General features: G+C 63.2%; 11 protein-coding genes and 1 pseudogene. 7 read left to right on the forward strand and 5 right to left on the reverse strand.

Features of this window, described 5'->3' with window-relative positions:
- From ACTNAU_RS08465 to ACTNAU_RS08495, 7 genes and pseudogenes are all read left to right on the forward strand, one after another.
- A pseudogene (locus tag ACTNAU_RS08465) lies at positions 1-226 on the forward strand (hypothetical protein); the annotation flags it as partial.
- 34 nt (positions 227-260) lie between these two features.
- On the forward strand, positions 261-731 hold the full coding sequence (locus ACTNAU_RS08470; protein WP_441098158.1) for a DUF4860 domain-containing protein: 471 nt from the start codon (positions 261-263) through the stop codon (positions 729-731).
- Positions 728-1,159, forward strand: a complete 432-nt coding sequence (locus tag ACTNAU_RS08475) for a hypothetical protein (RefSeq protein WP_441098159.1) — start codon at positions 728-730, stop codon at positions 1,157-1,159. Before ACTNAU_RS08470 ends, ACTNAU_RS08475 begins: the two co-directional genes overlap by 4 nt.
- Positions 1,156-1,617: a hypothetical protein gene (locus ACTNAU_RS08480; RefSeq protein ID WP_441098160.1), complete on the forward strand. Its 462-nt coding sequence runs from the start codon at positions 1,156-1,158 to the stop codon at positions 1,615-1,617. The genes ACTNAU_RS08475 and ACTNAU_RS08480 overlap by 4 nt, the downstream gene beginning before the upstream one ends.
- 40 nt (positions 1,618-1,657) lie before the next feature.
- The gene (locus tag ACTNAU_RS08485) at positions 1,658-2,725 is read left to right on the forward strand and encodes a type IV pilus twitching motility protein PilT (protein ID WP_216401360.1); all 1,068 of its coding nucleotides are present in this window, start codon (positions 1,658-1,660) and stop codon (positions 2,723-2,725) included.
- A gap of 25 nt (positions 2,726-2,750) precedes the next feature.
- Positions 2,751-3,959 carry an AfsR/SARP family transcriptional regulator gene (locus ACTNAU_RS08490; RefSeq protein WP_256136472.1) on the forward strand — a complete coding sequence of 403 codons (1,209 nt, stop codon included), beginning with the start codon at positions 2,751-2,753 and terminating at the stop codon, positions 3,957-3,959.
- Positions 3,960-4,204: 245 nt separating this feature from the next.
- A complete protein-coding gene (locus ACTNAU_RS08495) occupies positions 4,205-7,288 on the forward strand; it encodes an InlB B-repeat-containing protein (protein WP_441098161.1) in 3,084 nt (1,027 codons plus the stop codon).
- A gap of 564 nt (positions 7,289-7,852) precedes the next feature.
- On the opposite strand, the gene ACTNAU_RS08500 is transcribed toward ACTNAU_RS08495, so the two are convergent.
- From ACTNAU_RS08500 to ACTNAU_RS08520, 5 genes are all read right to left on the reverse strand, one after another.
- Positions 7,853-8,677: an NYN domain-containing protein gene (locus tag ACTNAU_RS08500; RefSeq protein ID WP_185914784.1), complete on the reverse strand. Its 825-nt coding sequence runs from the start codon at positions 8,675-8,677 to the stop codon at positions 7,853-7,855.
- Positions 8,678-9,475: 798 nt separating this feature from the next.
- Positions 9,476-9,757 carry a DUF3781 domain-containing protein gene (locus ACTNAU_RS08505; RefSeq protein ID WP_441098162.1) on the reverse strand — a complete coding sequence of 94 codons (282 nt, stop codon included), beginning with the start codon at positions 9,755-9,757 and terminating at the stop codon, positions 9,476-9,478.
- Positions 9,754-10,176 carry a pyridoxamine 5'-phosphate oxidase family protein gene (locus tag ACTNAU_RS08510; RefSeq protein ID WP_441098163.1) on the reverse strand — a complete coding sequence of 141 codons (423 nt, stop codon included), beginning with the start codon at positions 10,174-10,176 and terminating at the stop codon, positions 9,754-9,756. Before ACTNAU_RS08510 ends, ACTNAU_RS08505 begins: the two co-directional genes overlap by 4 nt.
- A 56-nt stretch (positions 10,177-10,232) precedes the next feature.
- On the reverse strand, positions 10,233-10,646 hold the full coding sequence (locus tag ACTNAU_RS08515) for a DUF3788 domain-containing protein (protein WP_185914780.1): 414 nt from the start codon (positions 10,644-10,646) through the stop codon (positions 10,233-10,235).
- A gap of 378 nt (positions 10,647-11,024) precedes the next feature.
- Positions 11,025-13,268: an ATP-binding cassette domain-containing protein gene (locus tag ACTNAU_RS08520; RefSeq protein ID WP_441098164.1), complete on the reverse strand. Its 2,244-nt coding sequence runs from the start codon at positions 13,266-13,268 to the stop codon at positions 11,025-11,027.
- Positions 13,269-13,740: the final 472 nt, after the last annotated feature.

Below are 13,740 nucleotides of genomic sequence, written 5' to 3' on the forward strand. Positions count from 1 at the left end.
GGGGTTTGTGTGGTATGTGTGGCGGCTGGGGGGCGCCGGGGCCGCGGCGGCGGTGCGCCGGGCGGTGGTGCAGTGCTACGCCGTCGAGGGGGCCTACCCCGCCGACTTGCAGTACTTGGAAGAGCGCTACGGGCTGCAGATCAACCACCGGCGCTACATTGTGGACTACAACATCCTCGCCCCCAATGTGGCGCCCCAAATCACCGTGCTGGAAAAAGAGAGTTGACGGCAAGATTGGCCGAGGAAAGGGGGAAACCGGTGTGAAAAAAAGGCAGGCGGGAAGTCAGTTCGCCTCGGTGACGGCCGTCTTCTTCTCCTTTTTGCTGGCGATGCTGCTCCTGGTCATCCTGGGCTCTTCCAGCTACCGGGACACGGTGGCCGGGATGGAGGGGAACCAGGCCGCCCGAGCCGGGCGCGCCTATCTGCTGACCAAGCTGCGCAGCGGTGACCAGGAGGGGATGGTCGCCGTCGAGACCGGGGCAGCAGGGGACGTCCTGGTCCTCTCCGAGCGGGCGGGGGACGAGGTCTTTGAGACCCGCATCTACCTGGCAAACGGCAACCTGGTGGAGGAGTACCTCCCCGCCGGGGAGGGGGGCGACCCCTCTCTGGCCCAGGTGGTCTGCCCTGCCGGGCAGTTTTCCGCCCGGCGGGAGGGGGACACCCTGCACCTGCAAATCGACGGAAGCGCCTTTTCCTACGCCCTGCGCAGCACAGAGGAGGGAGAGCCATGAGCCGCCGCAACCGGAGCGCCGCCTTTTATGTGGAGACGGCCATCACCCTCTTTTTCCTCCTCTGCACCGCCGCGGTCATCGCCCAGCTCTTCTCCACCGCCCTGCAAAACAGCCGCCTGGCCGAGGAGATGACCCGGGCCGAGTTCGCCGCCGAGGAGGAGGCGGAGCGGCTGGCCGCCGCCCCCACCCTGGGGGATTGGGCGGCGGCCGTGCAGGGCGCCGGGGCCCAGCTGACCCGAGACGGGGATCGCTACACCGCCCGCCTCCCCCTCGGGGAGGGCGACGGTTGGGTGCTGGTGGAGCTGCAGGCAGAGGAGACCGACGGCGGCCGGCTGGCCCGGGCCCAGATCTCCGCCGGGCGGGGGGAGAAGGCCAGCTTCTCCCTGGAGACCGGCCGGTACTGGCAGGGAGAGGGGGAACAGCCGTGAGGCGGCAGACAGCGGGCCAACAGCCGGTCAAAACCGGGGCCCTGACCATCTTGCTGGTGGTGATGAGCATCTGCCTGGCGGCCCTGGCAGTGCTCTCCCTCACCACCGCCGCAGCCGACCGCAAGCTGGCCGAGCGCAGCGGCGAGACCACCCGCACCACCTACGCCCTGGAGCTGGCGGGCCAGCAGTGGCTGGCCCAGCTGGACGCCCTCCTCCTCGAGGCGGGAGACCAAAGCCCCGCCGACTTGCAGGCCCTGGCCGCCCAGCGGCTGGATGGGCAGCTGCGGTGGGAGGGCGAGACCCTGGTCGCCACCCTGGGCGACCAGGGGGAACGGCAGCTGCAGCTCACCGTCGAACTGACCGGCGGCACGACCCGCTACCGGGTGCGCGGCTGGCAGGTGATCACCCCCTGGGAGGGGGACGGCCCCCAGGGCGATCTCTGGGACGGCCAGAGCTAGGGCCGTCAACGCAACAAACGAGCCGGGAGGTATCAGGCCAATGGACATCACAGCAATTCTAAAGCAGGCGGTGGACTGCGGGGCGTCGGACATCTTTGTCATCGCCGGGCTCCCCCTCTCCTACCGGCAAAACGGACACATCGTCCGCACCGAGGGGGAGCGGCTGATGCCCGACCGGACGGCGGCGGTGGTCAAGGCCGTCTACGAGATCGCCGGGAAGGAGCAGTCCCCCCACTTCGCCCTGGAGGGGGACGACGACTTCTCCTTCTCCATTCAAAACCTGGGGCGCTTTCGGGTGAACATCTTTCGCCAGCGGGGCAGTCTGGCGGCGGTGATCCGGGTCATCCGCTTCGGCCTCCCCCGGCCGGAGGACCTGCACATCCCTCCGGTGGTGATGCAGATCGCCGAAAAGACCAAGGGGCTGGTGCTGGTCACCGGCCCCGCCGGCAGCGGCAAGTCCACCACCCTGGCCTGCATGGTGGACCACATCAACCAAAACCGCGAGGGCCACATCATCACCATGGAGGACCCCATCGAGTACATCCACCGCCACCAGAAGTGCATCGTCACCCAGCGGGAGATCACCAGCGACGCCGGCAGCTATGTGCGGGCGCTGCGGGCGGCCCTGCGGGAGAGCCCGGACGTCATCTTGCTGGGGGAGATGCGCGACTACGAGACCATCGAGGTGGCCATGACCGCCGCCGAGACCGGGCAGCTGCTCTTCTCCACCCTGCACACCACCGGGGCGGCCAACACCATCGACCGCATCATCGACGTCTTCCCCGCCAACGCCCAGCAGCAGGTGCGGGTACAGCTGTCCATGGTGTTGCAGGCAGTCGTCTGCCAGCAGCTTGTCCCCACCCTGGACGGGGCGCTGGTCCCCGCCTTTGAGATCATGCTGGTCAACCCCGCCATCAAAAACATGATCCGGGAGCAGAAGAGCCACCAGATCGACTCGGCCATCTTCGCCGGGGCCGACCAGGGGATGCGCACCATGGACCAAAGCCTGCTGGAACTCTGGAGACAGGGGGCCATCTCGGCCGAGACCGCCGCCATGTACTGCCTCAATTTGGAGACCATGCAGAAAAAGCTGCAGGCCGGCCGCTAGGCCCGCGGGAGAAAGGAGCATTGCCGTGAACACACTGACTGTCCGCCTCTTTGGGGGGCTGCGCGCCGTGCAGGGCGACCGGGTCCTGCTGGAGAGCAAAGGCCGCCTGGGCCGCCCGGCAGAGGCCTTTGCCTACCTGCTGCTGCACCGGCAGGAGGCGGTGACCAACGAGCAGCTCATCGAGGCCCTCTGGGAGGACGAGGACCTGGAGAACCCCGCCGGCGCCCTGAAAAACGCCATCTACAACCTGCGCAAACAGCTGCGGGACGCGGGGCTGGAAGGCGACTGCATCCGCAGTTCCAAAAACCGCTACCAGTTGACCCCCGGCTTCCCGGTGGAGCTGGACACCGAGGAGGCCGAAGAGTGCTATCGCACCATCACCCGCCCCGGCGTGTCCGACGACGACCTCCTCCGGGCGGGAAGGGCCCTCTTCTCCCTCTACTCGGGGGACCTGCTACAAAACCTCCCCACCCAGCGGTGGATCGTGCAGTACAACGTCTACTACCGCCGCCTCTACCTGGACGCGGTGGACAGGGTCTGCACCCAGCTGCTCAAAGACCCCTCGCGCGAGCACTGCGAGGAGGTGCTGGCCATCTGCCGCAAGGCCAACCTCATCGAGCCCCTGCAGGAGCCCATCTACCTCTATATGTTCACCGCCATGCAGCAGCTGGGGATGAAGAAGGCCATCCTCAACTACTACCCCATCACCGCCAACCTCTTTTACGACGAGCTGGGGGAGCGGCTGTGCGCCGAGATCCGCCAGATCTACTTCTGGGCCAGCGAGGGCACCAACCTCATCGAGCAGGACCTGCAGCAGATCCAGGAAGACCTGGCCGAAATCACCAAGGACCAGCGCCCCATCCGCGGCGCCTACTTCTGCCCCTACGAGATGTTCAAGCACATCTACCACATGGTGGCCCGCAGCGCCGAGCGGGCGGGCAACAACGTGGTACTGCTCCTCCTGACCCTCACCAAGCCCAGCGGCGGGGTGCTGCCCAAAGACCTCAACGTCACCGCCATGCTCAAACTCAAGAGCGCCATCTCCCGCGCCCTGCGCAAGGGGGACGTCTTCTCCCGCTACTCCAAGAGCCAGTACATCCTCATGCTCTCGGTGCGCCAGTTCTCCGACGTGGAGATCATCACCGAGCGGCTGCAAAAATGCTTCGCCGCCGAACAGCCCCCCAAAGGGGTGCGGCTGCAGCCCAAAGCCCGAGAGCTCTCCCCCATCGTCTAGAGATACCGTTTCCTCCCCGCCGCCCCGGACGCTGCCGTCCGGGGCCTTTTTTGTCCCCCCCTCGCCCGCCTGGACGGCGCTTGCCCCCTCGCGCTGGCAGCCGGTAAAAATTCTTTCTTCCTTTTTTGTAAAAATTTCGGTTTCGTGACCGGTTCTGTGACCGCCCACCGATAGAATGGGGACAGAAACAAAGAGAGTGCGCCCTTCCAGGCGCTTGAAACACTGCAGTAGAGGAGGAAATTCACATGAAAAAACGAGTGCTGGCCTGCCTGACCGCCCTTGTTTTGGCACTGGGCTGCTTTCCCGCCACCGCCTTTGCCAACAAGCCGGAACCCGGCATCGGCTCTTCTTCGGTCACCGAGCAAAATTCCAAGTATGACACCGAAGTCAAGTTCGACCACAAGACCTACTCCCTCACCGCCCCCCACAACATCGAAACCGTCACCTACAAGCTGACTGCCTCCCTGGCCGCCAGCCCCGCCAACCTCTCCCTCAAAAACGGGGAGAGCGGGGACGTCGCCTTCACCCCTTCGCTGGAAAACACCGTCGCCAAGACGGTGAGCGACAAGGGCTTCCAGCTCGGCTACAAGCTGGTGCGCGCCTCCTACACCCACACCTACTATGACATCCACCACATCGACTACACCTTCACCCCCACCGGCCGGGGCGAGACGGTGCGCACCACCGTCAACTACCCCCTCGACGGCAATCACAAGCTGGAGGGCTGCGGCAACGGCTACTGGGTCGAACAGCAGTTCATTCTCGGCGCCGGCGGCGGCAACCACGTCGACTTGAAACCCGGCACCAGCTACAAAGTCTCTGTCAAAGTGTACACCAGAGACCGCAACAACATTGAACACTCCCTCATCGCCTGCCCTGAAGTCGACAACTTCGGCAGCGTCACCATCCCCGAGGCCTATGCCGCCGAAATCGGCAAGACCGACCTGAGCGGCAGCTACCTGACCTTTGTCGGCAACGACGACTTCGGCGTCTCCACCAAGGGGAGCGCGAACACCTACACCGTCACCAAACTGCAAAACAACAACGCATCGGCGGTCCTCACCGCCCAGCTGCACCTGAAAGACGGCACCGTCGTCGCCAGCGCCGACGTGGCTCTGGGCGGCCCCCGCCTCAACACCGTCACCTTCCAGGTGGACGAGAGCGCCGGCTCCATCGCCAGCGGCAAACCGGTGCAGTCGGTCTACGGCGCGGGCAATGTCAAGGTCCCCACCGTCAATGCCAAATTCGGCTACGTCTTCACCGGCTGGGCCGCAGAGGGCAGCAGCAAGATCGCCATCGGCCCCAACCAGAAAAACGTCAAAGCGCCCCTCGCCAGCGACATCACCTACGTGGCCCAGTTCGTCCAGCAGACCAACGTGGTCTCCATCTTCTATGAAAACAGCGCCACCGGAGCCCCTCTCGGCCAGGTGAGCGAGCTGGTGGGCGACACCGAACAGCCCCTGACGCTGATCGACGAGCAGCACGACAGCCTCCCCGTCGGCAGCGAGTACACCCTCCCCACCGCCAAGACCCTGGTGGGCTACACCTTTGAGGGCATCTACGACAACTACGGCAACAAGGTGACCGCCGCCGCGGTGGAGGTCAAAGGGATGGCCAACCAAAACGCCTACTTTGTCCGCTACACCCCGGTCAACTACAACGTCACCCTGCACTTTGACAGCGCCGCCGGCTCGGTGGAGAGCGAGTCGATCTCGGTCCCCCTCTACGGCAAGCTGGCCGCCCCCGCCTTCAGCGCCAACGAAGGCTATGTCTTCCACGGCTGGAAGCTGCCCGACAACAGCGCCTACGACCCCTCGGTCCGCATCACCTCCGACCTGGAACTGACCGCTGACATCACCCACCTGTCCTACCCCGTCACCTTCCTGCCCGGCGAGCACGGCGCTCTGGAAGGGGCGCTCGACCAGCAGGTCTACCACGGCGAAGCCGCTGTGGCCCCCACCCCTGTCCCCAATGAGGGTTGGGCGTTTGCCGGCTGGGACACCGACTTCTCGAAGGTCACCGGCAAGCTGACCGTCACCGCCCTCTGGGAGGAGAAGACCTTCACCGTCAACTCCCAAATCAGAGACACCGACGGCAACCCGCTGGAAAACGTCTCGGCTCTGCAGGGCGACCAGGAGTCCCCTGTCACCCTGGAAGACAGCTCCCTGCCCGTGCAGGAGGGCACCGTCCTCCACGGCATGACCGACCGCCAGCTGTTCCCCACCCTCATCGGCTATGAGGCGGTGGGCGTCTACGACAAGGACGGCAACCTGCTGACCACCGACCCCAAGGTCACCGGCGACAACACCTACACCCTGGTCTACCGGGCCAAGGAGAACACCGTGACCTTTGTCCTGCCCGCTGCTGCCGGCAGCCTGAAGAGCAGCACCGCCAGCGTTCCCAACTACGGCAAGCTGGCCGACCTGCCCACCCCCGTTATGAACGAGGGCTACACCTTCCAGGGCTGGGCCGACAAAGACGACAACCTCTACGACATCAACACCCGCCTCACCTCTGACATCGAGCTGACCGCCCTCTTCAACCGGGCCTCCTACACCGTCACCTTCCTGCCCGGCGAGCACGGCACTGTCTCTGGCGACGCCCAGCAGACCATCTGGCACGGCGAGGCCGCCGTGGCCCCGCAGGCCACCCCCGACGAGGGCTGGGAGTTTGCCGGCTGGAGCGCCGACTTCTCGAAGGTCACCGGCGAGCTGACTGTCACCGCCCTCTGGCGGGAAATCAAAACCGAGCAGCCCGTGAACCCCACCCCGGACAATGAGGAGCCCCCTGTGGGTCCGGTCAACCCCACCGTTCCGACCAATCCCACCGTTCCCACGAATCCCACCACTCCGGTCAACCCGACCAACCCCGCCACCCCGGCTGTCACCCCCGGCGGCAATACCCCCGCTGACAACGCGCCGGCCAATAACACCCCGGCCGACCAGGTGACCATTCCCGACAACGAGACCCCCGAGGCCCAGACCCCGGTCGACGGCCCCACCGAGGAGATCCTCGACAACGAGACCCCGCAGGCCCAGGCCCCCGGTGCTGACCGCATGACCCTGCTCGACCTAATCGGCGCCGCCGTCGCCCTGATCCTCGCCATCGCCGGCGCTTTGAGCAAAAAGCGCACCCTCGGCAAAAAGGGGATCCTGGCCGGCCTCGCCACTCTGCTGGTCGTCCTCTTCTTCGTGACCCAGCCCATGGTCTGGCGCTTCCGCATCGCCGACATCTGGACCATCTTCTTCGCCGTCGGCATCGCCGCCCAGGCTTTCACTCTCCTCTTCAAGAAAGATGAAGAGGAAGAAGAGGCCCAGGAGAACTGCTAATCGGTTCAGGCGAACCCACATTTTCGGCAGTCTTATCCCAAACCGGATAAGGTGATAAAAAGAAGCCCCTGCCGCCCTCCCCAAAAGGAGGGCGGCAGGGGTTTTCTGTCGAGCGGGGCAGGGCTTCTCCACAGGGCGGACAGAGAGCAAGGGCAAGGGCAAAGGACAAAGAGCCAATAGCAGACAACCAAATTTTTATCTAAAGGCCCCCGCCGCGCCCTTTCCCCCCTGCGCGCTCCTCCCCTTTGGCGGACAGACCAACCAAAAAGAGGGCCCTGCTGGAAGGGCCCCCTTTTGTTCTTGATACGCTTTAGTGAAACGACACCCCCCAGCTAAGCCGGAGAGAGTAAAGAAACTTTCGATTCAAGCATCGAGCGAAACGAGAAATGAGCAGGGATCTCACTGCCAAAACGTTTTCTTAGTGCGCAATTGCTCGTTTACGGGCTGTGGGGCAGATGATGCAGGCGGAAGAATTTTCGTGCCTCTTGAGGGGTTTGTCGGCGGTATGCCCTTCAACAAGCTCTTGGCTTTGCAGAGGGGCCTGACTCTGCAAGGGGGAAATGCCTACCGACCGCCCCTGCCGCCGGTCTTTTTCTGCTCCAAAAGGCGGACGTAGACCACTTTGCTGTTGCCGTCGGCCGAGCGGATACCCTTGATGTCCAGCATCCCCAGGGACTTGAGAAAGGGGGTCAGCTTTTTAAAGCCGAAGTTGCGCACGTCAAAGTCGGGATAGCGCTTGGTGAGCACGCTCCCCAGCTCGCCAGTAAAGGCCCAGCCGTCCTCGTCGGAAATCTCCTCCACAATGTTGCGGATGGCCTTGCGGATGGTCTTCTGCGAAGTCATCTGCTGGGAGCCGCCAGTGGCGGGAGCGCACTTGGCGGTCTCGGGCGCCTCGGCCTCCGCTTCCAGCTGCTCCGTCTCCTCGCTCTCAGCCGCCCGGGCGGCGGTCTCGGCCAAGATTTCCAGATAGCGGAACTTGTTGCAGGCGCTGATAAAGGGCTGGGGGGTCTTTTTCTCCCCCATCCCCACCACGTACATCCCCGACTCCCGCAGGCGGGCGGCCAGCCGGGTGAAGTCGCTGTCACTGGAGACGATGTAGAACCCCTCCACATTCCCCGAGTAGAGGATGTCCATGGCGTCGATGATCATGGCCGAGTCGGTGGCGTTTTTGCCGGTGGTGTAGCCGTACTGCTGGATGGGGAGGATCGAGTTGTCCAGCAACAGGCTCTTCCAGGACTGGAGGAGCGGGCTCGACCAATCCCCGTAGATGCGCTTGTAGGTGGCGATCCCGTCGCTGGAGACCTCGTCGAGGATGCACTTGATGTATTTGCCCGACACGTTGTCGGCGTCTATCAGGACGGCAAAGCGCCGGTCCATGCTGTTTTCCATATAATTCCTTCCTTTTCCCTTGATACTTTCCAGTATACACCATTCCCCGCGCCGGATGCAATCGAAAAAGGCCGCCGGGGAAAAGACGAGACCGGCAGTTGCCGTCTCGCGGGCAAGCCAGACGGCCGGCTAGACGGCTCGGCCAATTGGATCTGCGGCGGAAGACAAAAGGAAGGGCCTTCCCAAAAAGCAGCCCCCCCTCGCCCGCACGGGAAGAATTAAAAAGGACGGCAAATGCGCCCAAGGCCATTTGCTGGGAGCCTCCATCCGATGCCTTTGACCCCAATTGCCGGAAAGGGCAACCAAACGGCACTGTTTTCAACCCCTCTGTTTTCCGCTCGAAAGCGAAACTTCGCCCCATGCCAACCCCTCATCGCAAGCTGGCTGTGGCTATGGCAACTTGCAGACGGTAGACGGTGGAGTTGGCAGAGGAGACCCAGTGGTGGAAACCCGGCGACAGGAATCCGACAACAGAGGCCCAGCGGCAGGAACTCAGCGGCAGGAACTCGGTGGCAGGAACTCAGCGGCAGGAACTCAGCGGCAGGAACTCGGTGGCAGGAACTCGGTGGCAGGAACTCGGTGGCAGGAACTCGGTGGCAGGAACTCGGTGGCAGGAACTCAGCGGCAGGAACTCGGTGGCAGGAACTCGGCGGCAGGAACTCGGCGGGAGAGACCCGGCGGGAGAGACCCGGCGGCAGAGACTTGGCGGGAGAGACCCGGCGGCAGAGACCCAGCGGCAGGACATAAAGACAGCTATCAGCTAACCGACGGGAAGCTACCGCGGTGTTGCCGCTGTCTTTATGCCCTCCCCTCGCCCACTCTCCGCCTGTTTTGATGGGCGGTAATCACTGTATAGCTGTGTACATTTACCGTTATGGTGCAGCCGTCAATTTGCACATACCAGTTCTTGCCTGTCCTGGTGATGACGGCACCGGGAGCGGCTATCTTCTCCCGGCACCACCCGAGCACTTCACCGGTGTCCAAGGCCAGGTTCTTTTTGATTCGCACATCACCCCCCGGCGTGGTGTGCAGTCTCTCCAGATGGAAGAGCAGGTCCCCCGCCTTCTCCGCCCCGCTCAAGCGATTTCAAAGCTCTGCGAGCGAAAGTCTGTGTAGTAGCGGCCTCTGGTCGCCACAAACTTTAAAACGCAGTAGTCCGGATCGGTCACCCCCTCGGGGTAGTAAAGGGGGTCTCCCTCCCGCCAAATCATCTCCTTGCTGGCGGGGTCTTCCAACACCTCCATGCGGCCGACCAGCATAACCCCTCGAAAAAGGCGGCTGTCGCAAAAGTAGATGCTGGCTTTGGAGGTCTTTCTATACTGGGCGACCCGCATGGAAGAGGTGTTGGTAGTAAAGTAAAACTCCCGGATGCCCACCCGCTTGCGGGGCGGGAGCATCGCCTTCATATGGGGAAAGCCGTCCTTCGAGATGGAGGCGATAAAGGAGACCCCTTGCCGGTCAATAAATTCTCCAAGCGTTGTTTCAACATCGCACAACATCTGTCTGTCCTCCCTCTGTCCGGTATGGCAAGCATTCTGCCGGCCAACCGCGAATTTTATTTTCTGTTTGGTTTTCTCTTGAGGGCGAGCAGCCGAACAAAATCGTCAACCATCGAAAGGTCGGTCGGCTCAAACATCACCCATTTCCCGTCGCGGTAGGTTTTCGCCCTGTCGTAAACCGCCTGAACCCGCTGGGAGTACTGTTCCCGCTCCGCCTCAAACGCCGCCTGCTCCTCCTTCCCGAAAATCACCATAAAGCCAATCGCCTTCTCCCTTGCGTACAGTGCGCAGAGCGTTCTGCCGCCTCTGCGGTACTTGTACTCGTAGGTCCACGCCCTGCCGCCGCTGTTCCAGAGGCGGTCCATATCGTATTTCTCGTCGATGGCGGCACACAGCGCGGCCCAAATATCGAACAGGGGCCGACCGACCAAGGCGGTCATCTCCTCTGCATTCGGCACTCTCTCCAGCACGGCATCCCACTCCTCACAATATTCAAATTTTCCTCTTCCTCTTTGCCCTCGCGGTCTCCCGACAGCGGGCAGCCAAGGCGTTCGCCTCTCTCGCCGCAATCTGACCCGTGTGCGACGGCCCCGCTCTCCCGCAGAGCTCGATACCCGGTCGGAGGGCAGGGTCCCGTCGACCATTCCACATCGCCTCTGCACTCTTCCAGCGGCCTTTTCCCCAAAAGCCATTTTGGTCGCGGCCGAATCCGCGGGTAGGGGGCAAATCTATCCTCTACTGAAAAGCTGCCCAACACCGCAGCCCAGGGGCGCAAAAATCGTCTCCTTCTTCGGGCGGGGGAAACACGCGTTTTTCGCTCTTCTGACTGTCTTCCAGCCCTCCCTCCTTTACCGGCGACAGGCGGCCCGCAGACTGTCGGCCGTCAGCGTTTTTCCGCGGTGCAGCATCTCCGCCGGTGTGCCGGTAAACACCACCTCTCCCCCGTTTTTGCCGCCGTCGGGGCCGATGTCGACGATCCAGTCCGCCTGCCTGATTACGTCCAGGTTGTGTTCGATCACCAGCAGGGTGTTGCCGCGGGAGACGATTTGGTCAAACAGCTGTAAAAGGGTTTGAATATCCGACGGATGCAGCCCGGTGGTCGGCTCGTCCAGCACCAGGATGCCGCCCTTTTTCCCCAGGTTTTTGGCCAGCTTGATGCGCTGCCGCTCCCCGCCGGAGAGGGTGCTGAGCGGCTGGCCCAGCGCCAGGTAGGAGAGCCCTACCCGCTGCATCGCCTGTAGGCGCTTTTGAATCTTTGTGCCCTCAAACACCTCCATCGCCTGAGAGGCGGTCAGGGCCAGCAGCTCCACAATGTTTTTTCCCCTGTAAGTGCAGGCGAGCGCCTCCTCGCTGTACCGCGCGCCGCCGCAGGTCTCGCACTCGGTCACAATCGGGTCCATGAAGGCCAGTTCGGTGACGATGACCCCCTTGCCGCCACAGACCGGACAGGCCCCCGCGGAGTTGAAGCTGAACAGCCCTTCGGGCTTGCCGTTTTCCCGGGCCAACAGCTTTCGGATGTCGTCAAAAAAGCCGAGATAGGAGGCGGGGGTGGAGCGGCCGATGGCGGTGATGGGCTTTTGGTCGATCACGACTACCTCCCCCTCGTACTGCCTGGCAAACACCTGGGTGATGAGGGTGCTCTTGCCCGAACCGGCCACGCCGGTCACGGCGGTCATGACACCCAGGGGGATGTCCACATCCACCCCCTTTAAATTGTGGAGACAGGCACCCCGCACCGGCAGGCTGCCCGTCGGCCGGCGGGGTGTCTGCTTCACCGGCAGAGAACAGCGCATGGCCCGCGCCGTCAGGGTGTCGGCCTGTAACAGCTCCCGAAAGCTGCCCTCAAACACGATTTCCCCGCCGTTTTGCCCGTCCAGGGGGCCCACGTCGATCACGTGGTCCGCAATGGCGATCACATCTCTGTCGTGCTCCACCACCAGCACCGTGTTCCCCTTGTCCCGCAGCTGCCGCAGGAGGTCGTTCATCCGGTATACGTCGCGGGGGTGCATGCCGGTGCTGGGCTCGTCAAAGATATAGGTCAGGCCGGTCAGACTGCTGCCCATGTAGCGCACCAGCTTCAGCCGCTGGGCCTCGCCGCCGGAGAGAGAGGGTGTCTCCCGGTTTAGGTGGAGGTAGGGCAGGCCGATTGCAATCATCCGGTCCAGCCCCTCGACGATGGTCTGCACCAGCACACTCACCGTCTGGTCGTCGATCTGCAAAAGGACCTCCCGCAGCCGCGTCAACTCCATCTCACAGAGGTCGGCGATGGAGTAACCGTTTATCTTGCAGGCCAAAACCTCCGCGTTCAGTCGCTTTCCGCGGCAGTCGCCGCAGGCCACCTCGGTAACCAGCCGGCGCGATTTCTCCCGGGTGTGCTCACTCTTATTGCTGATGTCCCGGTTCAAAAGCGCCTTTTGGTACCTGTGATACAGCCCGGTCACCTTTGGGTGCTCCGGCTCTCCCTCGCCGTCTCGGGAGCCGTACAAAAGAAGGTTGTACTCCTCGCGGGAATACTCCCCAAGCGGCTTGTCGAGGTCAAAGAGCCCCGACTGGGCGTACTGCTTCCAGTACCAGGAGCCGGGGCGAAACAGGGAGTCCCTTACGCAGCCCTCATTCCAGGACCTGTCTGGGTCCAGGATGGCCTTCACGTCCACCTCTGTGACCTTGCCCAGGCCGGAGCAGGTTTTGCACATGCCGCCCGGGTCGTTGAAGGAAAAGCGGGAGGCCGGGCCCACGCGGGGCCGCCCAACTCTGGAAAACAGCAGCCGCAAGCTGGCGTACAGCCCGCTGATGGTGCCCACAGTGGAGCGGGCGTTCCCTCCCAGCGGCGACTGGTCCACCACCACCGAAGGGGTCAGATCGTCGATTCGCTCCACAGCCGGTTTGGGGTACTTCGGGAGCCTGGCGCGCACAAATGCCGGGTAGGTGGCGCTCATCTGCCGCTGGGACTCGGCGGCAATGGTGTCAAAGACAATGCTGGATTTGCCGGAGCCGGACACGCCGGTAAACACCGTGATCTTCTCTTTGGGGATTTTGAATGTGATGTGTTTCAGGTTGTTCTGGGTCAGTCCGTGCACAGTGATGTCGGCCATCTGTCGATCCCCCGCTCTCTCATCCGTCTGTCGCAGCGCCCGTTTTTGCAGAGCGCCACCGATTTTCAGTATAGCAGGTAAATCTGACCCCTTCATGACATATTTTGCGCGGTTTTGTACGACCTCACCGGCCGCCGACAGTCTGGGGGCATGGCACTTTTTGCCGCCCGGACACCCAACTTCCAAAAATGCACCGCCATTGTGGAGGGCACAGCTCCGGACAGCGGGGGGACATAGCCCTGGCAGCGGGGAAGTATGGCCCCGGTCTGTGGGAGACAGCCTCTCCCTTGCGGAGTTGAGAACGGTCTCTGCAAAATGCGACAGGGAAAGAGAGGCTCGGGACCCTGCCGGCGCAGAATATGCTCCTTTAACAGAAGGCTCGATGGGGCGTCGCCCCAAGTTTGCCCCGGCAAAGGCGACGGCCGGGCAGAGCTGCAGCAAAGCGGGGCGGCAAAAGCGCCGCCCCGCCCAG

This window comes from Bittarella sp. HCP28S3_D9 (assembly GCF_052065655.1).
Taxonomy (GTDB): domain Bacteria; phylum Bacillota; class Clostridia; order Oscillospirales; family Ruminococcaceae; genus Bittarella; species Bittarella massiliensis.